This is a genomic window from Streptomyces sp. NPDC057950 (assembly GCF_042887295.1).
In the GTDB taxonomy this organism is placed as follows: Bacteria; Actinomycetota; Actinomycetes; order Streptomycetales; family Streptomycetaceae; genus Streptomyces; species Streptomyces kaempferi.
Genome location: NZ_JBHVPP010000007.1, coordinates 162,379 through 182,810 on the forward strand (window position 1 = coordinate 162,379; position 20,432 = coordinate 182,810).

General features: G+C 70.8%; 14 protein-coding genes. 5 read left to right on the forward strand and 9 right to left on the reverse strand.

Features of this window, described 5'->3' with window-relative positions:
- Positions 1–2 precede the first annotated feature (2 nt).
- The 4 genes from ACFVTC_RS14610 to ACFVTC_RS14625 form a co-directional block, all read right to left on the reverse strand.
- Positions 3–1,805 (reverse strand): ABC transporter substrate-binding protein, encoded by a 1,803-nt coding sequence (locus ACFVTC_RS14610; RefSeq protein WP_390126922.1) that lies wholly within the window; start codon positions 1,803–1,805, stop codon positions 3–5.
- Between the two features lie 141 nt (positions 1,806–1,946).
- A complete protein-coding gene (locus ACFVTC_RS14615; RefSeq protein WP_390126924.1) occupies positions 1,947–2,975 on the reverse strand; it encodes an ABC transporter permease in 1,029 nt (342 codons plus the stop codon).
- A 549-nt stretch (positions 2,976–3,524) separates the two neighbouring features.
- On the reverse strand, positions 3,525–5,432 hold the full coding sequence (gene typA / locus ACFVTC_RS14620) for a translational GTPase TypA (RefSeq protein WP_390126925.1): 1,908 nt from the start codon (positions 5,430–5,432) through the stop codon (positions 3,525–3,527).
- A 229-nt stretch (positions 5,433–5,661) separates the two neighbouring features.
- Positions 5,662–7,884 carry an ABC transporter family substrate-binding protein gene (locus ACFVTC_RS14625; protein ID WP_390126926.1) on the reverse strand — a complete coding sequence of 741 codons (2,223 nt, stop codon included), beginning with the start codon at positions 7,882–7,884 and terminating at the stop codon, positions 5,662–5,664.
- Positions 7,885–8,432: 548 nt separating this feature from the next.
- On the opposite strand from ACFVTC_RS14625, the gene ACFVTC_RS14630 reads away from it, so the two are divergent.
- The 4 genes from ACFVTC_RS14630 to ACFVTC_RS14645 are packed head-to-tail and all read left to right on the forward strand — an operon-like array spanning position 8,433 to position 12,272.
- On the forward strand, positions 8,433–8,720 hold the full coding sequence (locus ACFVTC_RS14630; RefSeq protein WP_168530044.1) for a hypothetical protein: 288 nt from the start codon (positions 8,433–8,435) through the stop codon (positions 8,718–8,720).
- Between the two features lie 20 nt (positions 8,721–8,740).
- Entirely contained in the window at positions 8,741–9,562 is an 822-nt protein-coding gene (locus tag ACFVTC_RS14635) for a hypothetical protein (protein ID WP_390126927.1), read from the forward strand.
- Positions 9,562–11,505 carry a fumarate reductase/succinate dehydrogenase flavoprotein subunit gene (locus ACFVTC_RS14640; protein WP_390126928.1) on the forward strand — a complete coding sequence of 648 codons (1,944 nt, stop codon included), beginning with the start codon at positions 9,562–9,564 and terminating at the stop codon, positions 11,503–11,505. The genes ACFVTC_RS14635 and ACFVTC_RS14640 overlap by 1 nt, the downstream gene beginning before the upstream one ends.
- Positions 11,502–12,272: a succinate dehydrogenase/fumarate reductase iron-sulfur subunit gene (locus ACFVTC_RS14645; protein ID WP_390126929.1), complete on the forward strand. Its 771-nt coding sequence runs from the start codon at positions 11,502–11,504 to the stop codon at positions 12,270–12,272. Before ACFVTC_RS14640 ends, ACFVTC_RS14645 begins: the two co-directional genes overlap by 4 nt.
- On the opposite strand, the gene ACFVTC_RS14650 is transcribed toward ACFVTC_RS14645, so the two are convergent.
- A complete protein-coding gene (locus ACFVTC_RS14650) occupies positions 12,253–12,561 on the reverse strand; it encodes a hypothetical protein (protein ID WP_390126930.1) in 309 nt (102 codons plus the stop codon). The genes ACFVTC_RS14645 and ACFVTC_RS14650 overlap by 20 nt on opposite strands.
- A 126-nt stretch (positions 12,562–12,687) precedes the next feature.
- Entirely contained in the window at positions 12,688–13,932 is a 1,245-nt protein-coding gene (locus ACFVTC_RS14655; RefSeq protein ID WP_390126931.1) for a hypothetical protein, read from the reverse strand.
- A gap of 105 nt (positions 13,933–14,037) precedes the next feature.
- On the opposite strand from ACFVTC_RS14655, the gene ACFVTC_RS14660 reads away from it, so the two are divergent.
- A complete protein-coding gene (locus ACFVTC_RS14660) occupies positions 14,038–15,999 on the forward strand; it encodes a TPM domain-containing protein (RefSeq protein ID WP_390126932.1) in 1,962 nt (653 codons plus the stop codon).
- On the opposite strand, the gene ACFVTC_RS14665 is transcribed toward ACFVTC_RS14660, so the two are convergent.
- The 3 genes from ACFVTC_RS14665 to ACFVTC_RS14675 form a co-directional block, all read right to left on the reverse strand.
- Complete coding sequence (locus ACFVTC_RS14665; protein WP_390126933.1) at positions 15,962–18,742, reverse strand: SpoIIE family protein phosphatase; 2,781 nt, start codon at positions 18,740–18,742, stop codon at positions 15,962–15,964. The genes ACFVTC_RS14660 and ACFVTC_RS14665 overlap by 38 nt on opposite strands.
- A 490-nt stretch (positions 18,743–19,232) precedes the next feature.
- Positions 19,233–19,664 carry an ATP-binding protein gene (locus ACFVTC_RS14670; protein ID WP_390126934.1) on the reverse strand — a complete coding sequence of 144 codons (432 nt, stop codon included), beginning with the start codon at positions 19,662–19,664 and terminating at the stop codon, positions 19,233–19,235.
- Between the two features lie 186 nt (positions 19,665–19,850).
- The gene (locus tag ACFVTC_RS14675) at positions 19,851–20,375 is read right to left on the reverse strand and encodes a (deoxy)nucleoside triphosphate pyrophosphohydrolase (RefSeq protein WP_390126935.1); all 525 of its coding nucleotides are present in this window, start codon (positions 20,373–20,375) and stop codon (positions 19,851–19,853) included.
- Positions 20,376–20,432: the final 57 nt, after the last annotated feature.

Here is a 20,432-nt window from a genome sequence, read left to right on the forward strand (position 1 = left end):
GTTCAGCTCTTGAGGAAGACCCGGGTCGGGTCGGTGTAGCTCGTCACCGTGGAGTAGCGCAGGCCGCCCACGTTGGTGCCGGCGATCTGGAACGTCTTGGTGTAGTAGATCGGCGCCGCCGGGTTGGCCTTCTCGCTGATGTACTGGTTGAGCGCGGTCCAGGCCTTGGTGGCCTCGGCGTTGTCGGTGATCTTCAGGATCCGCTGGATCTCGGAGTTCACGTGGTCGTCGTTGATGTGCGAGTAGTTCGACGCGCCGTCCTGGATCTGCTTGCCGTCGTACAGCGGCGGGAAGACGGTGGAGGCGGAGGACCAGTCCTGGCCCCAGCCGGTCATGTAGATGTCGTAGCCGTTGTCGACCTTGCCGACCTGCTCGTACCAGGTGGCGGCGTCGACCTCCTTCTTCTGGACGTCGAGACCGATCTTCGTGAGCGCGTTCTCGATGAGCACGGCCTGCTGCTGGCGGACCGGGATGTTCGAGTAGGCGTAGACGATCTTCTTGCCCTTGGCGCCGGCCTCCTCGATGAGCTTCTTGGCCTTCGCGATGTCACCGTTGGGGTGCTTGGCCCGGTCGAAGGGGTCGTAGTCCTTCTGGTAGCCCGGAGTGGTCGGCGACATCAGGCTGTTGGCGACCTCACCGCCGTACGCGCCGCCGTCGGCCTTGTAGACCGCGGTGGACGGCATGGCGTAGGTGATCGCGTCGCGGATCTTCTTGTCCTTGATGCGGTCCATGTTGAAGTTCATCTGCCACACGTACGGCGCGTAGCCCTGGATGGTGCGCTTCATCGCGGCGGCGTCCGAGACGACCTTCTGCACCTGGGTGGTGGCGACCTGACCGGTCATCATGATGGCGTTCCTGGCGTCACCGCGGTCGGCGAGGATGGTCTTGGTCTGGTCCTCGTCGTCGTGGTTGATGTCGATGGTGAAGCCGTCGACGTACTGGTGCCGCATCGGGTCGGACTTCGGGTCCCAGGCGGTGTTCTTGACCAGCTTCACGCTCTTGCCGGCCTTGAACTCAGAGATCTTGTACGGGCCGACGGCGACCGGCTTGGTGTCGTACTTCGCCTTGGTGTCCGTCTTCTCGGGCACGACCGAGTAGCCGGCCATCGCCAGCGCCTGCGGGAGGTCGGGCTGCGCGTCCTTGAAGTGGAAGACGACCGTCTTGTCGTCCGGCGTCGCGAGGACGGTGTCCGGCAGGTGCTTGCCCTTGAACGGACCCGCGTAGGCCTTGCGGTAGGTCGTGCCCGTGCCGGACAGCCACTGCTGGATGAACGACGGACCGTCCGTGATGAAGGGGTCGTACAGCCGCTCGAAGGTGTGCCGGATGTCGGCCGAGCCGATCACGTGACCGGTCTCGTCCTTGATGCCGTCCTTCAGCGTGTACGTCCAGGTCCTGCCGCCGTCCGAGACCTTGCCCGGGTCCGTGGCGAGGTCGCCGACGACGGTGAGAGCGCCCTTGTCGTCCTCCTTGTACGTGGTCAGACCGCGGAAGATGAGCTTGGAGAGCAGGCCGGCGTCGCTGACGTATATCTGGCCCGGGTCGAGGTGCGAGAAGTCGTCCTCCTCGTACACCTGGATCGTCCCGCCGGGCCGGGCCCCCGTGACCTCCTCGGCGGGGCCCGTGGAGTCCTGCGCGGTGCCCATCTTCACCGCGGCCGACTGCGCGGCGGCCTCCTCCTTGTTCTTGCTCTTGCTCTTGTCCTTGCCGCCGCCACTGTCGCCGTTGCTGCAGCCGGCCAGTGCCAGGGCGCCGGCCGCGACCGCGACGACGGCGGTGCGCGCTCTGCGGGAACTGAGGATGCTCATCGAGTCGAGTCCACCTGCCTGTGAGTAGTGGGACTGTCCGTGCGGAGTGGGCTGCCCGTGCGGGGCGGAGTGCGTGCCGTGCGGGGTGGGACGGTCCGCGCGCGACGGAACCGCCGTGCGCGGAAGGGGGGAGGGCGGGGGTCAGCGCCCCGTCTTGGGATCGAACGCGTCCCGGACCGAGTCGCCGAGGAGGTTGAACGCCACGACGAAGACGACCATCGCGATGCCCGGGAAGAACATGTAGACGGGGTCCTGCTCGTAGATGTCCGAGCCGATGGCGAACATCCGGCCCCAGTCGGGGGTCGGTTCGGTGTAGCCGACGCCCACGAAGGAGAGGAACGCGACCGAGAGGATGGTGCTGGGCAGCATGTACGTGCCCTGCACCAGGATCGGTGTGACGAGGTTGGGCAGCAGTTCCTTGCGGATGATCCGCCACGGCGAGGCGCCCGCGACCTTCGCCGCCTCGACGAACTCCCGCTCGCGCAGCGAGAGTGTGACCGCCCGGATGAGCCGTGCGAGGCCCATCCACCCGAGGAACCACAGCACGCCGATGATGGCGAGCGCGTGGATGTAGGTCGGCGTCTCCTCGTCGGGGGCGACGAACACCGCGGTGATCACGGGCATCGAAGCGATCATGAACAACTGCTGCGGGAAGGCGAGCAGGAAGTCCGTGAGCCGGCCGAGCCAGTAGTCGACCCTGCCGCCGAAGTAGCCGCCGACCAGGCCGATCAGGATGCCCATGAAGACCATCGCGGCCGTCGCCGCCAACGCCGTGTACAGCGAGGTGCGCATGCCGTACAGCAACTGGGTGAACACATCGCGTCCGAGGGTGGGTTCGATCCCGAACCAGTACTCCGACGTGATGCCGCCGTTGGGTCCCGCGGGCATGTTGAAGTCGTTCAGGAGCGTGGGATCGTCCTGCCCGTAGAGCGTGTAGGGATTCTTGCCGTAGAGCTTCGAGATCAGCGGAGCGAGGGCGGCGACCAGGAAGAAGAACAGCACGACGTAAGCCGAGACCACACCGCTGCGATCACGCTTGAAGCGGCGCCACATCAGCCGGCCGGGCGATCTGCCCTCCAGCGCCGCCGGCTGCTCGCCATTGCCGCTGCTGGTCTTCTCGTGCACCCCCGAAGAGGCTTCCGCGCCCTCGACCTCGATAGGACTCGTCATGATTCGTCCATTTCATGGGTACGCCGAGTCCGCGGCCGCCGCAGGGTGCGGACGGCCACGGTTCGGACCATGCGGATCAGGAGAGACGTATGCCTATCGGTCGCTGCGCGCCGGGGCGCGACTTACAACAACTCGCAGATGAACACGCGTAGTTGGCATCTGGTGCCTCCTCATGACTCAACCGGTGCACGGACAGGCGGGGTCCATGACTGACCTCCGACACCCCTGACGGAGGGTCAAAAACCCTACGGTGCTCGTGAGTCGGCGCCGATGCACGGCGCATGACCCATTGACCCGAGCGCTACGCGGCTAACTATCTGACATGAGCCAGAGAGCGACCACAGGCTTTAGGTCTCGGTTCAATCACAGCTGAGGTGTACATCTTCTAAAATCTGGACAAAGGTATCCCAGGGAGAAGCCCCCGAAACGGACGTGTTACATGTCTATCGGGCGAGGTGCTCCGCATTTCGGACAGCGCGGCCGGAAAATGGGTTGCGAAAAGCCCGGGTGCCCCCACGACGGGGGCACCCGGGCTCGACAGGCGCTGGATCAGCCGTTCTTGGCGCGGCTCGCGGCGCGGGCGCGTTCGCGGCCGTCCAGGTTGACCTTGCGGATGCGAACGGCCTCCGGGGTCACCTCGACGCACTCGTCGTCGCGGCAGAACTCCAGGGACTGCTCCAGGGAGAGCTTGCGCGGCGGGACGATCGCCTCGAACGAGTCGGCCGAGGACGACCGCATGTTCGTGAGCTTCTTCTCCTTGGTGATGTTCACGTCCATGTCGTCGGCGCGCGAGTTCTCGCCGACGATCATGCCCTCGTACACCTCGGTGCCGGGGTCGGTGAACAGCACGCCGCGCTCCTGGAGGTTCGTCATCGCGAACGCGGTGACGGCGCCGGCGCGGTCGGCGACCAGAGAACCGTTGTTACGGGTGGCCAGCACGCCGAACCAGGGCTCGTGGCCCTCATGGATGGAGTGGGCGATGCCCGTGCCCCGGGTGCCGGTCAGGAACTCCGTACGGAAGCCGATGAGGCCGCGGGAGGGGACGACGAACTCCATGCGGACCCAGCCCGAGCCGTGGTTCGACATGTTGTCCATCCGGCCCTTGCGGACGCCCATGAGCTGCGTGACCGCGCCCATGTGCTCCTCGGGCACGTCGACCGTCATGCGCTCGACCGGCTCGTGGGTCTTGCCGTCGATCTCCTGGGTGACCACCTGCGGCTTGCCGATGGTCAGCTCGAAGCCCTCGCGGCGCATCTGCTCGACCAGGATGGCGAGCGCGAGCTCACCACGGCCCTGGACCTCCCACGCGTCCGGACGCTCGGTGTCGAGCACCCGCAGCGAGACGTTACCGACCAGCTCGCGGTCCAGGCGGTCCTTGACCTGACGGGCGGTGACCTTGCGGTCCTTGACCGCGGCCTTGTTGTCCGCGCCCTTGCCGGTGGCACCGCGGCCGACCATCGGCGAGGTGTTGGTACCGATGGTCATCGAGATCGCCGGTTCGTCGACCGTGATGAGCGGCAGCGCGACGGGGTTCTCGGTGTCGGCGAGGGTCTCGCCGATCATGATGTCCGGGATACCGGCGACGGCGCAGATGTCACCGGGGCCCGCCTTCTCGGCGGGCTTGCGGGTGAGCGCCTCGGTCATCAGCAGCTCGGTGATGCGGACGTTGGACATCGTGCCGTCGCGCTTGATCCACGTGACGGTCTGGCCCTTGCGCAGCTCGCCCTGCTCGACGCGCAGCAGCGCGATACGGCCGAGGAAGTTGTCGGCATCCAGGTTGGTGACGTGCGCCTGGAGCGGGGCCTCCTCGTCGTACTCGGGGGCCGGGACGTGCGACAGGATCGTGGAGAAGAACGGCTCCAGGCTGTCGCTGTCCTGCGGGACCGTGCCGTCGGCGGGCTTGGTCAGCGAGGCGACGCCGTCACGCGCACACGCGTAGACGATCGGGAACTCGATCTGGTCCTCGTCGGCGTCGAGGTCGAGGAAGAGGTCGTACGCCTCGTTCACGACCTCTTCGATGCGCGAGTCGGGCCGGTCCGTCTTGTTGATGCACAGGATGACGGGCAGGCGGGCCTGCAGCGCCTTGCGCAGCACGAAGCGGGTCTGCGGCAGCGGGCCCTCGGAGGCGTCGACGAGGAGGACGACCGCGTCCACCATCGACAGACCGCGCTCGACCTCGCCGCCGAAGTCGGCGTGGCCGGGGGTGTCGATGATGTTGATCGTGATGACCTCGCCCCCGTCCTTGGGGTGGTACTTCACGGCCGTGTTCTTGGCCAGGATCGTGATGCCCTTCTCACGCTCCAGGTCATTCGAGTCCATCATGCGGTCGTCAAGCGACTCGGCGGCGTGCGCGGCGAAGGCACCGGCCTGCTTGAGCATGGCGTCGACCAGGGTGGTCTTGCCATGGTCGACGTGGGCGACGATGGCGACGTTGCGGATGTCGTGGCGCGTGGCCATATTGAGGCGCTTCTCCCGGAGTGAGTGGACGGCCTCCGCAGCGCGGGGCCTGCCGGGCTGAACACGCCTCGGCCTTACCCCATGGTACGTGGCCCTGACGGAGGCCGCCCCCGCCGGGGGTTTGGGGCCCGGCGGGGGCGGCCTGCGGGCGCGGCTCGGCGGGGCCCGGCGCGGGCGCGCGGATGCGCGGGCGCACGGGCAGCCGCTCGGCGTCGGCGCCCCGTGCCCCTCAGGGGGTGCTGGGGGTCGCCGACGGCTTCGCGCCCTTCTTCAGGAAGCCCATGTCCTCGTAGAGAGGGGTCTGGAATCCGAAGGAGCCGGCGTTGGCGAGGTTCGGGCGGACGGCGGTGAGCTGGGGGCGCTGGTACAGGGGAATCGATCCTGCGGCGGCCCAGATCCGCGCGTCGGCCTTGCGGACCAGGGCCCGCTCCTCGTCCTCGTCCAGCGTGCCGATGGCCTGGTCGAACAACTGGTCGACCTGGTCCGTGCCGACCCGGGTGTAGTTCTGCTCGACGGTGAGGGAGCCGTCGGCGGCCGGGACCGGCTTCGCGAAGATCGGGCGGGCGTCGGTGGCCGGGAAGGCGGAGGCGGGCCAGGAGTACAGCGCCAGGTCGTACTGGCCGGCGGCGATGTGGTCCTTGAAGTAGCTGTCGCCGGCGACCTTGGTCGTCTCCGTACGGATGCCGATGCGCTCCAGCATGCGCGAGATGTGGTCGGCGACGGTGCTCAGCGACTCCGAGCCGGGGCCGGAGGGCAGCACGAAGCGGAGCGTCAGCGGCTTGCCGTCCTTGGCGAGCACACCGGACGCCACCCCAGCGGGCGCGGCCGTGCCCTTGGGCGCGTAGGCGCCGGGAGCCCCGCCCTGACGGGTGTCGTGGCGGGCGTACCGCTTGCCGTCGAACCGCGTGGCCGTCTGTTCGTCCGAGTGGTTCGTCCGCTGCCGCTCGGACTCGCCGGCCGGGTCCGCCTTCGCCCGGTCGATCCCGGCCGGCTTGTTGTCCTCACCGACGATGTACGTCCCGTCGTCGGAGTCCGGCCCGGCACCGGGGGCCGCCTTCTTGCCCTCGGGGCCGGCCGCCTTGCCCTTCTCCTTGTCCTTCTTCTTCTCCTCCTTCACCGGCCCCCCGGGCACCCAGCCCGCGTCCAGGAGCAGCGCCTGCGCCTCCTTGGTGTCGTGACCGCCGAGCGCGCCGCTGTTGTCGGCGTACGCCTGCTGGCCGGCGAGCGCGAGGTGGCTGCCGACCGGTACGGCGGGCAGGCCCAGCGGCTTGAGGACGGCCTGCGCGAGTGCGTCGCGGTCGAGGGCGCGGGCGACGGCGCGGCGGACGCGTTCGTCGGCGAGGGGGCCCTCGGAGCCGTTCAGGGCGAGCTGGGTGTAGGCGGGTTCGAGGGATTTGCGGACGACGAAGCCGCTCAGGCCGTCCTGCTCGGCGGTGTACTGCGCGGCGGACGGGTGCGGCGCCTGGGCGGGGTCGATGGTGGTGCCCGGAGTACTCGGGGAGCCCGGAGTGCCCGGAGTACTCGGGGTGCCCGGCGTACCCGGGCCCTGCATCGGGGCGCTGCCCCTGGTTCCGGCCGCGAGCGTGATCCGGCCCGCCTGCTCGGGATCGACATCGGCCATGTCGATCTTGTTCGCGGCGAGCGCGGTGGCGCGCTGATCGCGCGGGACGGCGACCAGCGCGATCTCCGCGAGCTTGGCGGGGCGGCCCCACCAGCGGGGATTGCGGGTGAGGTGGATCTCACCGGTCTTGCTGTCGACGCTCTGCAGGGCGAAGGGGCCCGCGGTGACCTTCAGATTGCGGCGGGCGCCGTCGTTGAAGGTGGCCGCGGCACCCATGACGTCCTTCGGGTACAGCGGCGAGAACAGCGACTTCCAGTCGGCGTACGGGCGGCTGAAGGTGACCCGGACCTCGAGGTTGTTCTTGCCGCGCTCGATCTTCTCGATGCGGTCGTACCCGGCGTTGCGGGCCGTCCAGTACGCGCTGTCCTTGCCGGACAGGGCGCGCCACTGGGCCGCGAAGTCGTCGGCGCCGATCTCGCGGCCGTCGCTCCAGACCGCCTGCTGGTTGAGCTTGTAGAGGACGACCTGCTTGGGCTCCTCGTCGACGACCTTGGCCGATTCCAGGTAGTCGGGGTTCAGCTGCGGGCGGCCGTCGCGGTCGAGCCGGTACAGGGAGGGCAGCACGGCACCGGCGACCCGTGAGGTTGTGGCGTCGGCGTCGGCCTGGAAGGTGTTGAGGGTCGCCGGGACGGCGTCGACGGCCCATCGCAGGGTGCCGCCGTCCGTGACCTGGTCGCGGCCCGCGGGCGCGATGTCCTGCGCGGCGACGGGACTGGCCTTCTCCTCGTCGTCCGAGCTGCACGCGGTCAGGACGGGCACCGCGAGCGCGCCCGCGGTCAGGAACGCGACCGAGCGCATCACCGCGCGCAGTCCGACGCCGTCGTGGGACATCACTGCAACCTCCGGTGGGGGGACAGACTGGATCTGATCATTTTTGGTCGGATATGCGGTTGATCAGATGTATGCACCCACTGAACGGGAGTAGGGGTGTGCGGGGGCGCCGACACGGCTGGGGCGCGCGGAAGTCCACCCGTGCGGCGCAATGAACGGGCCCGTGCCCGCGGGTTCGCGGCCGGACGGGCGGGGTCCGCCGACGGTCCGGGGACGGTCCGGGGACGGTCCGGGGACGGTCCGGGGACGGTCCGGGGACGGTCCGGGGGCGGTCCGGGGGCGGTCCGGGGGCGGTCCGGGGATACGGGACACCGCATGGACCGCGGATTCGGGGCAGGGCCCGTGCGGGGCCGGAACGCTGGATCACGGCAGGGGATCGGCAGCCCGGCGTACCCGGCGCGTTCAGAGCGTGCGGGGGCGCGCTCCGGAAGGTTCGATCCGGGAATCCGTGCATACGCCTTCACAGGGGCTCATGTGACGCGCAACACTCGCAGGCGCATGAACGTTGCCGCCTTGGGCCGCAGAGCCCGTGGAAGTGAGGGCAAGTCATGTCCGTGCACGATGAACTCACGTCCGTCCAGCGTTGTCTCGACGACCTGCTGAGGTCGATGGGACGCCTGGAGCAGCAGATCGGCGGCGGGCTCGACATGCGCCGCGTCCGCGCCGACGCCGACCATCTGCGGGAGAGCGTGGCGCTGCTGCGCGAGTCCGCACCGGGGCTCACGAAACCCCGGCGCCCCGACCTCGTCTCCATCCCCGACACCCCGTACGACAGCTCCCTGTGGACGGACTCGGACGACGAAGGTCTCGGCGCCCGGGACCGGCACGCCCCCTGACCCGACCGGAGAGTCATAAGTTGGCCACTGGTACGGAACCCCATCCGAACAGCGGCGGCGTACGGGGCGGTACGCGCGCCGCGATCGCCGCCCCGCATCTGCGCACCGACCGCTGGTGGCTGGCGCCCGCCGCGACCGCGGCCGGGCTGCTGGCCTTCATCGTGTACTCGACCTGGCGGGCCTTCGCGGACACGGACTACTACGCGGCGCCGTACGTCTCGCCGTTCTACTCGCCGTGCCTGGCGGAGCGCTGCCGGTCCATGGACGCGGGGCCGAACGCGGACCTGTTCGGCAGCTGGTGGGGCATCTCCCCCGCGATCATCATCCTGGTCTTCCCGCTGGGCTTCCGGCTGACCTGCTACTACTACCGCAAGGCCTACTACCGGGGCTTCTGGGCGTCTCCCCCGGCCTGCGCGGTGGCCGAGCCGCACAAGAAGTACACCGGCGAGACCCGATTCCCGCTGATCCTCCAGAACGTCCACCGGTACTTCTTCTACGCCGCGATCCTCGTCGCCGGCACCCTCACGTACGACACGGTGCTCTCCTTCCGTGACGAGCACCACCACTGGGGACACATGGGCCTGGGCACCCTGGTCTTCCTGCTCAACATCACGCTGATCTGGGCGTACACCCTCTCCTGCCACTCCTGCCGGCACATCGTCGGCGGAAAGCTCAGACACTTCTCCAAGCATCCCGTGCGCTACCGGATGTGGCAGTGGGTCGGGAAACTGAACGCCCGTCACATGCTGCTCGCCTGGGCGTCGTTGGTGAGCGTGGCGCTCGCCGACTTCTACGTGTTCCTGGTCGCGTCCGGCGCCTTCGACGATCCGAGGTTCTTCTGATGTCCGTGGTCGACCGACAGGAGTGGGACGTCGTCGTGGTCGGCGCCGGCGGCGCGGGGCTGCGGGCCGCCATCGAGGCCCGCGAGCGCGGCGCCCGTACCGCCGTGATCTGCAAGTCGCTGTTCGGCAAGGCGCACACGGTGATGGCCGAGGGCGGCATCGCGGCCGCGATGGGCAACGTCAACTCCGGTGACAGCTGGCAGGTCCACTTCCGCGACACCATGAGGGGAGGGAAGTTCCTCAACCAGTGGCGGATGGCCGAACTACACGCCACGGAGGCCCCGGACCGGGTCTGGGAGCTGGAGACCTGGGGCGCCCTCTTCGACCGCACGGCCGACGGGCGGATCTCCCAGCGCAACTTCGGCGGACACGAGTACCCGCGGCTCGCCCACGTCGGCGACCGGACGGGACTCGAACTCATCCGGACCCTCCAGCAGAAGATCGTCTCCCTCCAGCAGGAGGACATGAAGGAGACGGGGGACTACGAGAGCCGCCTGAAGGTCTATCAGGAGTGCACCGTCACCCGGATCCTGAAGGACGGCAATCACGTCTCCGGGGTCTTCTGCTACGAGCGCGAGTCCGGGCGCTTCTTCGTCCTGGAGGCGCCCTCCGTCGTCATCGCCACCGGCGGCATCGGCAAGTCCTTCAAGGTGACGTCCAACTCGTGGGAGTACACGGGCGACGGCCACGCGCTCGCGCTGCTGGCGGGCGCCCCGCTGCTCAACATGGAGTTCGTGCAGTTCCACCCGACGGGCATGGTCTGGCCGCCGTCGGTGAAGGGCATCCTGGTCACCGAGTCCGTCCGCGGCGACGGCGGCGTGCTGCGCAACTCCGACGGCAAGCGGTTCATGTTCGACTACATCCCGGACGTCTTCAAGGAGAAGTACGCGCAGTCCGAGGAGGAGGGCGACCGCTGGTACGAGGACCCGGACCACAACCGGCGTCCCCCTGAACTGCTGCCCCGCGACGAGGTCGCGCGCGCCATCAACTCCGAGGTGAAGGCCGGTCGCGGATCGCCGCACGGCGGTGTCTTCCTCGACGTGTCGACGCGCATGCCCGCCGACGTCATCCGGCGCGGACTGCCGTCCATGTACCACCAGTTCAAGGAACTGGCGGACGTCGACATCACGGCCGAGGCGATGGAGGTCGGCCCCACCTGCCACTACGTCATGGGCGGCATCGCGGTCGACTCGGAGTCGGCGGCGGCCCGCGGAGTCCCCGGGCTGTTCGCGGCCGGCGAGGTCGCGGGCGGTATGCACGGCTCCAACCGGCTCGGCGGCAACTCCCTCTCCGACCTGCTGGTGTTCGGACGGCGGGCGGGACTGCACGCCGCCGAGTACGCCGCGGGCCGTACGGGGGACCGCCCGGCCGTCGACGACGTCCAGGTCGACACGGCCGCCGCGGAGGCGCTGCGGCCCTTCTCCGCGGAGGGCCCGGTGCCCGGCGAGGAGAACGGCCGGCCGCCGGAGAACCCGTACACCCTGCACCAGGAACTCCAGCAGGCCATGAACGACCTGGTCGGCATCATCCGGCGCGAGGCCGAGATGGAACAGGCCCTGGCGAAGCTCGCGGACCTGCGGGTACGGGCCCGCCGGGCGGGCGTCGAGGGGCACCGGCAGTTCAACCCCGGCTGGCACCTCGCACTCGACCTGCGCAACATGCTGCTGGTCAGCGAGTGCGTGGCCCGTGCCGCCCTGGAGCGCACGGAGTCCCGCGGCGGCCACACCCGCGAGGACCATCCGGTGATGGAGCGGGTCTGGCGCCGGGTCAACCTGCTGTGCCGATTGACGGACCCCACCGGCGGACTGGCCGCGACCGACCCGGTGCGCGGCCAGATCGACCTCACCCGCGAGAACACCGAGCCCATCCGCCCCGACCTGCTCGCCCTCTTCGAGAAGGAGGAGCTGGTCAAGTACCTCGCCGAAGAGGAGCTCTACGAGTGAGCAGCTACGAGGCCCGCTTCAAGGTGTGGCGCGGGGACGTGCAGGGCGGCGGCCTGGAGGACTTCGCGGTCGACGTCAACGACGGTGAGGTGGTGCTCGACATCATCCACCGGCTTCAGGCGACCCAGGTCCCCGATCTGGCCGTCCGCTGGAACTGCAAGGCGGGCAAGTGCGGTTCGTGCTCGGCGGAGATCAACGGACGTCCGCGGCTGATGTGCATGACCCGGATGTCGGTGTTCACCCGGGAGGAGACGATCACCGTCACGCCACTGCGCGCGTTCCCCGTCGTCCGGGATCTCGTCACGGACGTCGGCTTCAACTACGCGAAGGCGCGGGAGGTGCCCGCCTTCGTGCCACCCGCCGGGCTGGGACCGGGCGAGTACCGGATGCGGCAGGAGGACGTGGACCGTTCCCAGGAGTTCCGCAAGTGCATCGAGTGCTTCCTGTGCCAGGACACCTGCCATGTCGTGCGGGACCACGAGGAGAACAAACCGGCGTTCGCGGGGCCGCGCTTCCTGATGCGGGTGGCGGAGCTCGACATGCACCCGCTGGACGCCGCGGCCGACACCGGTCTGGACCGCAAACGGACCGCACAGGACGAGCAGGGCCTCGGTTACTGCAACATCACCAAGTGCTGCACGGAGGTCTGCCCGGAGGGCATCAAAATCACGGACAACGCCCTGATCCCCCTGAAGGAACGGGCGGTCGACCGCAAGTACGACCCGCTGGTGTGGCTGGGTTCGAAGATCAGGAGGCGGGAGGCGTAGCGGGGCGGCCCGGACGGCGGGCCGCCATCTGGAGCGCCGAGCCCACCAGGAACACGGCGGTGCCGGACAGCACGTAGGGCGCCATCCGGATGTCGGGCCCGCGGAACGGACCGAGGAACGCGAACACGCCGGAGCCGAGGGCGCTCACCAGTGCTCCGTACCCCCACAGCCTCGGCCTCAGGACCCGGTCGCGGCCGAGCGGCGGCAGCCAGTCCGTCGTGATCGCCGCGATTCCGGCTGCCACCAGGCAGCCCAGGGCGAGTACGACGCCCGCCGTCACCCACGACATGTCCATCGGTTCCGTCCCCCTCCCGCGCGCACCCGGCACGCCCCGCGATCATGGCACGCGAGGTCCCGGCCCTCCAGACACTTGACCGTCTCCTGACGGGAGACGCCTGTCAGGGTTCCGCCGGGGTCATCGGACCCATCCCCGCTCGTACTCCGCCCAGTCCTTCTCCCGGGCGGCGAAGTCCACGTAGGCGGCGACGCCGAAGTTCTCTCGGGTGCGGTCGGTGCGGGAGAGACCGAGGCGGACGCCGCGGACGGCCGCCGCGACCGTCTCGGCGGACCCGTGGTGGTCCATGTTGTCCTCGTAGTAGAAGGGCATGCCCATCAGCAGGTCCGTCGTCTCCGGGGTGACTTCCAGAGCGAGCGACGTCTGCTGGGCGACGTAGCCGCCGTACAGGCTCTCCAGCGGGAGCGCCGTGTCGTACGACATCACGGCGATCTGGTCGACCCGGCGGGCGACCTGGCCGAAGAACGCCTGGGACCACCACTTGGGGTGTCCCGTGACAGTGCCCAGGACGGAGTGCAGCGACGGCAACGGATCGATCTGGTGGGCGGCGACGGAGAGCAGGGCGCCGTGCGCGCGGGTGACGCGGCGCAGGTCGCCGAGGAGGGAGAGATAGTCCGCGTCGCCGGAGTGCAGCGGTTCCAGGTCGAAGTGGGCCCCGGCGAATCCGGCGTCGAGGACCTGCCCGGCGGAACGGACCACGGCGGTGCGGGTCGCGGGCCGTTCCAGCCGCAGTCCGACCGGACCCTCGGTCGCGAGTTCGTCGCCCAGCCAGGCCTGGACGCGGACGCCGGGCATCTCCCGGTGGATCGCCCCGATGAGCCAGCGCGCCCTCGGGTACGCGGACGCGGGCAGCGTCCCGTCGTGCTCCAGGGGGCCCGCGTGCACGTACAGGTCCCGGACGCCGGTCGTGCGCAGCCGTGCCGCCAGCGCCCTGACGTCCGCGTCCTTCTTGCGGCCGTCGACCCAGGCGTGGCCCATCCAGAGGGCGTCACGGTGTCTCGTGTACGTGCCGGTGGCCGGGTCCCCGGCGTAGTTGACGCGCAGGGCGACGCCCGCGGCGAGCGGCGGGAGCAGCAGGACGAGGACGAGCGCCGACGCGATGCGCCTGGGCCATCGCAGAGCGGGCCGCCGCCAGACACCGGCCAGACGCCGGAGCCGGCCGGGAGCCGTGCCGGGGGCGGGAGCGGGGTCGGGGTCGGGGTCGAGGTCCGTTCGCGGGTCCGGTCCTCCGGTCGACGCGTCCGGCGTTCCCGTCCGTATGTCCGGCTCGGGCGGTACCGGTATCGGTGCCGGTCCGTCCTCGGTGCCCGGCTCCCCCGGTTCCCCGTTCCGCCCTGTCCCCGGTTCCGTGCGCCCCGTACCCATCCCCCGTGCCCCCTCCGTACGCCCCTGTATCCCCCGTACCTTAGGTGCGCCCGGCCCGGCGCACCCCGGTCGCGCCCTCGGGCCGACGGTCATACGCTCCCAAATGTGACGTCGCCCCTGAACCGGACCCGGTCGCGCCGAGCCACGTCCTCCATAGCCGTGCGGGTGGCGCATACCGTGCTCGGGGGGCTGGTGGCGCTGGGGTGGCTGCTGCTGCCCGTCGCCCGGCCGGGTCCCGGGGACTCCGCGGAGTGGCGGGAGAAGGGGCCGGTGGCCGAGGAGGTGTCGGCGGCGCCGGGACAGGGGGGTACGTCCGCCGACGATCTGGTGCTTCCCGTCGCCGCGGTGGTCGTCGCGGGCTCGCTGGCCGCGTACGCCTCCGTCCGGCGAATACGTCGCGCGCGGACCCGTACGACCCCTGGCAAGGCCGTGCCGGGAACCGTGCCGCTCGGCGAACTCGACCGGCTCGCCCGGCGGTCGCTCGTCGTGACCGACGACTGCGTGCGCACCAGTGCCGAGGAACTCGATGCCGTGGCGGCCCTGTTCGGCCGGGAGGCGGTCGGAGCCTACGCGGAGGCGGTGGCGTTCGCGCGCTCCGAGCTGATGGTGGCCTTCCGGCTGCGGCAGCGACTGGACGACACCGCGCCGCAGGACGACGAGGACCGGCGCCGGACGCTGGAGGAGATCCGCGCGCGCTGCGCGGAGGCGGGGCGGCGGCTGGACGCGGAGGCGCCGGGATTCGACCTGCTGCGCGCCCTGGAACGGTCCGCGCCCGCCGCGCTGGAGTCGGCGGAGACCCGTTTCCGGGAACTCGCCCGCCGCGCGCCCGCCGCGCAGGCGACGCTCGCGGGGCTCCACGAGCGGTACGCGGCGTCCGCGTACCTGCCCGTCGCCGGACACGTCGAACAGGCCAAGGACAGGCTCCTGTTCGCCACGACCCACCTCAACCGGGCCCGGCAGTCGCTCGACCGGAGCGAGGTCGCGCGGGCCGCGGCGTATCTGCGGGCCGCCGAGGGCGCCATCGGCCAGGCGGACGTCCTGCTGACCGGTGTCGACCGGCTGGCGGCCGAACTCGACGCCGCGGCCGTCCGGTTGCCCGCCGCGCTGGCCCGCGCCGACACCGACCTCGAGCGGGCCCGCGCGGTTGCGGCCGGCACGGTCGGCGGAGCGCTGTCCGGTCGCGTCGCGCACGCCGGCTCGGTCGTCGCGGATGTACGCCGGGAAGCGGCGAGCGGCCCGTACGACCCCTGCGACGCCCTGCGCCGGGTGGTCCGGGCCGCCGCGACGCTGGCCGACACCCCGGCTCTCGGCCGGGACGAGGAACGCGGCCTGGCACTGCTCGACGAGGCGTGTCCGGTGGCCCGCGGCGCCGTCATGGCGGCGGACGACTTCGTCACGACGCACCGGGCGGTGGTGGGCTCCGAGGCCCGGACCCGGCTGGCGGAGGCGGAACGCCGTCTCACGCTCTCGTCCCTCACCCTCGCCGACGTCCAGCGGGCCGACGCGCTCGCCGGGGAGGCGCGGCTGCTCGCGGAGCGGGACGTACGGACGTACGGCAATCCGTACGGCGGGCCCTGGGGCGGCGGAGTCCGCGGCGCCGTGCTCGGCGGGATCCTGCGCGGGGACGCGGACCCCGACGGGAACACGGACCCGAATGGCGGCTCGGAACTGGACGGGGGCTTGGACCTGGGCGGGGGCTTGGACCTGGGCGGGGTCTCGAACCCGGACGGGAGGTCGAACCCGGTGGGGAGCTCGGACCCGGACAGCGGCTCGTATCCGGACGGGAGCTCGGACCCGGACAGCGACTCGTATCCGGACGGGAGCTCGGACCCGGACAGCGGCTCGTATCCGGACGTGAGGTCGAACCCGGACGGGAGCTCGGACCCGGGCGGCGACATCCCCGGTGACTTCGATTCCGGTGACTTCGCCGTCGCCGGCGACGCTGCCGCCGGCGACGCCGCCCTCGGTGTCGCGAGCTTCGGTGGCCCGCGTACGCGCTACCGCCGGGCGGTGTCCGCCCCCGCCCCGGTCAGAACAGGCTCAGCAACGCCTCCGCCGGGTCCGTGAGCGTCGTTCCGGCGTCCGGGAGGGGCAGTTCGAACCAGACCGTCTTGCCCCGTGGCGTGCGCCGTGAGCCCCACGCGGCTGAGAGCAGGCCGACGAGCTGCAGACCCCGGCCGCCCTCGTCCGTGTCCCGGGCGCGGCGGCGGCGCGGCTGTACGAGGCCCGCGTCCCAGACCTCGCACACGAGTGTCCGGTCGAGCAGCAGCCGCAGCCGGATCTCGCCCTCGCCGTACCGCAGGGCGTTCGTCACCAGCTCGCTGACCAGCAACTCGGCGGTGTCGACAAGCGGTTCCAGGTCCCAGGCGGTGAGCTGGGTACGGGCGTACTCGCGGGCCCGGCCCACGCTGCGCGGCTCACGCGGCAGGGTCCAGTCGCCGACGGAATCGGCGGGCAGTCCCTGGACGCGCGCCATCAGCAGCGCGATGTCGTCCTCACCGTGGTGGGTGTCGAGGGTGTTGAGGACATGGTCGCAGACGTCCTCCAGGGGGCGGGAGGGGTCCGTCAGCGCCCCGACGAAAGCCTGCAGGCCCTCGTCGAGGGGATGGTCGCGCGATTCGACCAGTCCATCCGTGTAGAGCGCGAGAAGGGCACCTTCGGGTAGTTCGACCTCGACCTCCTCGAAGGGCTCGCCACCCACGCCCAGCGGCATGCCCGGCGGCACGTCGAGCATCAGCGCGCTCTCGCCCGGCTCCACCAGGACGGGCGGCAGATGGCCCGCGTTGGCGAAGGTGATCCTGCGGGTCACGGAGTCGTAGACCGCGTACACGCAGGTCGCGAGATACACCTCGGAGAGGTCCGCGTCGCGGGGCTGCCGGGCCGCGCGGGTCGCCTGCTGGACACCACCGGGGGTGCCCAGGCCGCGGGCGATCTCGTCCAACGCCGACAGCACTTCCGCGGGTTCGAGGTCGAGGAGGGCCAAGGTCCTGACCGCCGTGCGGAGTTCACCCATCGCGACCGCGGCGCGCAGTCCGCGGCCCATGACGTCGCCGACCACCAGCGCCGTGCGGTGACCGGGGAGTTCGATGACGTCGAACCAGTCGCCGCCGACCTCGGTGGCCGCGTTGCCGGGCAGATAGCGGCAGGCGATGTCGAGTCCGGATGCCTCCGGGTCGCCCGGCGGCAGCAGGGAGCGCTGCAGGATCAGAGCGCGTTCGTGCTCGCGGCGGTACAGGCGGGCGTTGTCGATACAGACCGCGGCGCGCGCCGCGAGCTCCACCGCGAGGGAGCGGTCGCGGTCGCCGAACGGCTCGCTGCCCTTCGTGCGGGAGAACTGCGCGAGTCCCACGACGGTGTCGTGCGCGACCATCGGCACGGCGAGCGTGGACTGGATGAGCCCGCCCTCCTCGGCGGGGACGTGCTGGGGGCGGGCGGCACGCAGAGCGTCCGCGCAGGGCGAGTTGAACGGGAAGTGGTGGACGGCGCCGACGGCGACCGGGGCGGGTCCGCCGACGAACGGCGCGTCGGAGACGGCGCTGGCGAAGGCGACCCGGCGCAGCTCCGCACTGCCGTCGGCGAACCCGGGCGGGGTCTCGTCGCCGGCCAGCAGCCCCTGGTACAGGTCTACGGTCGCGAGGTCGCAGAATCCGGGCACCACGACGTCCAGCAGCTCGCGGGCGGTGGTCTCCAGGTCGAGGGAGTTGCCGATGCGGGCGCCCGCCTCGTTCAGCAGGGCGAGGTTGCGGCGCGCGGCGGCCGCTTCACGCGCCGCGGCACGGCGGCTGGTGATGTCGGTTCCGAGCCAGGCGATGCCGATGGGGCGGCCGCTGCCGCTGTGGACGCGGTAGAGGTTGACCGACCAGTGACGACGTTCCTCGGAGCCGGGCACGAATCCGGCGACGTGCATGTCCGTGATGGAGTCGCCGGTCTCCAGGACCCGCCGCAGGGTCGCGGCGACGCGCTCGGCCTCGGAGCGCGGCAGGTAGTCGTGGACCGTACGGCCACGGTGGGCGTCGACGTCGCCGCCGAACACCGAGGCGAAACGCTGGTTGGCACGGCGGACCCGCAGATCCGTGTCGATCAGGAGGAAGCCGAACGGAGATTGACCGAAAATCGCCTGCGAGGCGGCAAGGTCCGTCTCGATCCGGCGCAGGGTCCGGACGTCCACGACGATGCAGACGGCGGCCCGCTCGCCGTCCTCCGTCGTGGTGGGCATCACATAGACCTCGGCGAGGCCCTCAGTGCCCTCGTCACCGCTCTCGGAGGGCGGCATCCGGAAGGGGACGACGCCGGTCCACTCGCGGCCGTCCAGGATCTCCGCCATCTTGCGCTGCCCGAACTCGCGCCGGTCGGCTGCGACGAACGCCTCGATGGGGTCCATGCCCACGGCGCGCTCCGCGGATATGCCGAGGAGCTGCTCGGCGCGCAGACTCCACTGGTCGACGAGTCCGTCGGCGCCGATGGAGAACGAGGCGACCTTGATGTAGTCGTACATGGAACCGGGTGGACTGCTCTGCCACACCACGTCGCCGGCCGCCCCGGCCGGGGGCTCGACGGGTGCCTCGACGGGCACCTCGACGGATGTCCCGGGCGTCACCCGGACCGGTGTCCCGGCCGGGGCGTCGCCCATGGGTCCGCCGGCGGTGCCGTCCGTCGCACCGTTCGTCGCGTCGTCCGCCACGCCGTCGCTCGGGCCGCCGTCGCCCGCGTCGCCCGGCGCCGCGGCCATGGCGGAATCGCCCGTGGCCTCAACCCTCGCGCCGTCCGACGGGTCCTCGGACTCCGTGGCCTTCGCTGGTATCTCGCTCACGCGAACCGTCCCCTCCAGCTCACCGCGCCCGGTACCGGTCACCGGGGGCGGCTGCCCGCAGTATCCAGCACTACGGCGCCGCACAACACGGTGTTCACGATCACAGCACGGTCCCGATGGTTTTTGGACCGGCCGCGACATACTCCCAGTCTTCTAACCAGGTGGCGCCCCATCGAATCAAAGACCCCGGACAACACGTGTGGCCCGAAACGATCGACCACCGCGTCCCCCGTCCGACGGACCCTCAGACGGACGACCGACAGGCCCTCGGACGGACGGCGCACGAGCTCTCGGACGGATGCCCGACAGACTCTCCGACGGCCCCTCGGTCGGGCACGTTCGGTCCGGCACGTTCAGGCGGGCACGTTCGGTCCGGCACGTTCAGGCGGGCACGTTCGGTCCGGCACGTTCAGGCGGGCACGTTCGGTCCGGTACGTTCGGGCAGGTTCAACTCGGCACGTTCGGCCGGGCGCGGATCAGCGGGGCACGTTCACCCGGGGACCGCGAGCTCGAACCAGACCGTCTTACCGGTGTCCCCCGGGCGGGTGCCCCAGCGACGGGAGGAACCGGCCACCAGTTGCAGACCCCGCCCGCTCTCGTCGTCGGCGCCCGCGGCCCGCTCACGGGGCGGGTCGGGCAGCGGGTCGGACACCTCCACCAGAAGGGCGTCCGGCACACCCGCGGGTCTGACGAGGCGAACACCGATGGGGCCGGTGGCATACCGCAGGGAGTTGGTCACCAGCTCGCTGACCAGGAGCGCGGTCACGTCGCCGAGGACGTCCAGCTCCCATGTGCGCAGCTGGCCGCGGACGACCGCGCGGGCCGTGCGGACGGCACCCGGCTCCGCGGGAAAGGTCCACTCGGCGCAGTCGCCTACGGTGTCGATCACGCCGATCACTTCCCAGACAGGAAACCCACGCATGTCCGGTTTCGTGGGGTTAATGGGCACATACCCGATATCCACGGTGGCTTACCGTGCGGGCAGGAGCACTGTGGCACAAACGGCGTACGGAACCCCAACTGATCAAGGTGGCTCGCACACCCCGCCTCCCCACGCCCCCTCACTCACGCCGTGCGGCGGCGGACGCGGGGTACCGGGGGCGAGGGGCTACGGCCGGCGCCCGGCGCGGTGACCGTCGCCGGTGGCGGTGGCGGTCCCGCCGGCGGTCTCGGCTTCGGCCTCGACCTCGGCTTCGGCTTCGGTTTCGGCTTCGGCTTCGGCTTCGTTGGGGGCGGTGGTCCAGTGGGGCAGCGTGGCCCGCACCGCGGGGACGTCCTGGTCCAGCCAGTCCACGTCCCAGATCTCGTCCGGGGTCAGCCAGCGCAGTTCGTCGTGGTCCTCCAGGGGCTCGGGGTCGTCCGAGCCGGGAAGCAGCCGCGCGGTCCACACGCGAAGCACGTACGGCGCCCGAAGTGGCCACTCCCCCGGGACGCGTTCCACGGCCTCCGTCACGACACCGAGTTCCTCGCGCAGTTCACGCACGAGCGCTGCCTCGGGAGCCTCTCCCGCTTCGACTTTGCCGCCGGGCAGTTCCCAGCGTCCCGCCAGCTCGGGCGGCGCGCTGCGGCGCGCCGCGAGGAGGCGTCCGTCGCACAGCAAGGCACCGCCCACGACCACGATCGTCTCGTCCATGCGCCGGAGCCTACGACAGGGCACACCGGTCCCGGTCAGTACGGATCACCGCCGGAA

Coding starts and splice junctions, on each gene's coding strand:
- ACFVTC_RS14610 (WP_390126922.1), bottom strand. CDS start 1,805: ATGAGCATCCTCAGTTCCCGCAGAGCGCGCACCGCCGTCGTCGCGGTC.
- ACFVTC_RS14615 (WP_390126924.1), bottom strand. CDS start 2,975: ATGACGAGTCCTATCGAGGTCGAGGGCGCGGAAGCCTCTTCGGGGGTG.
- typA (WP_390126925.1), bottom strand. CDS start 5,432: ATGGCCACGCGCCACGACATCCGCAACGTCGCCATCGTCGCCCACGTC.
- ACFVTC_RS14625 (WP_390126926.1), bottom strand. CDS start 7,884: ATGTCCCACGACGGCGTCGGACTGCGCGCGGTGATGCGCTCGGTCGCG.
- ACFVTC_RS14630 (WP_168530044.1), top strand. CDS start 8,433: ATGTCCGTGCACGATGAACTCACGTCCGTCCAGCGTTGTCTCGACGAC.
- ACFVTC_RS14640 (WP_390126928.1), top strand. CDS start 9,562: ATGTCCGTGGTCGACCGACAGGAGTGGGACGTCGTCGTGGTCGGCGCC.
- ACFVTC_RS14650 (WP_390126930.1), bottom strand. CDS start 12,561: ATGTCGTGGGTGACGGCGGGCGTCGTACTCGCCCTGGGCTGCCTGGTG.
- ACFVTC_RS14655 (WP_390126931.1), bottom strand. CDS start 13,932: ATGGGTACGGGGCGCACGGAACCGGGGACAGGGCGGAACGGGGAACCG.
- ACFVTC_RS14670 (WP_390126934.1), bottom strand. CDS start 19,664: ATGCGTGGGTTTCCTGTCTGGGAAGTGATCGGCGTGATCGACACCGTA.
- ACFVTC_RS14675 (WP_390126935.1), bottom strand. CDS start 20,375: ATGGACGAGACGATCGTGGTCGTGGGCGGTGCCTTGCTGTGCGACGGA.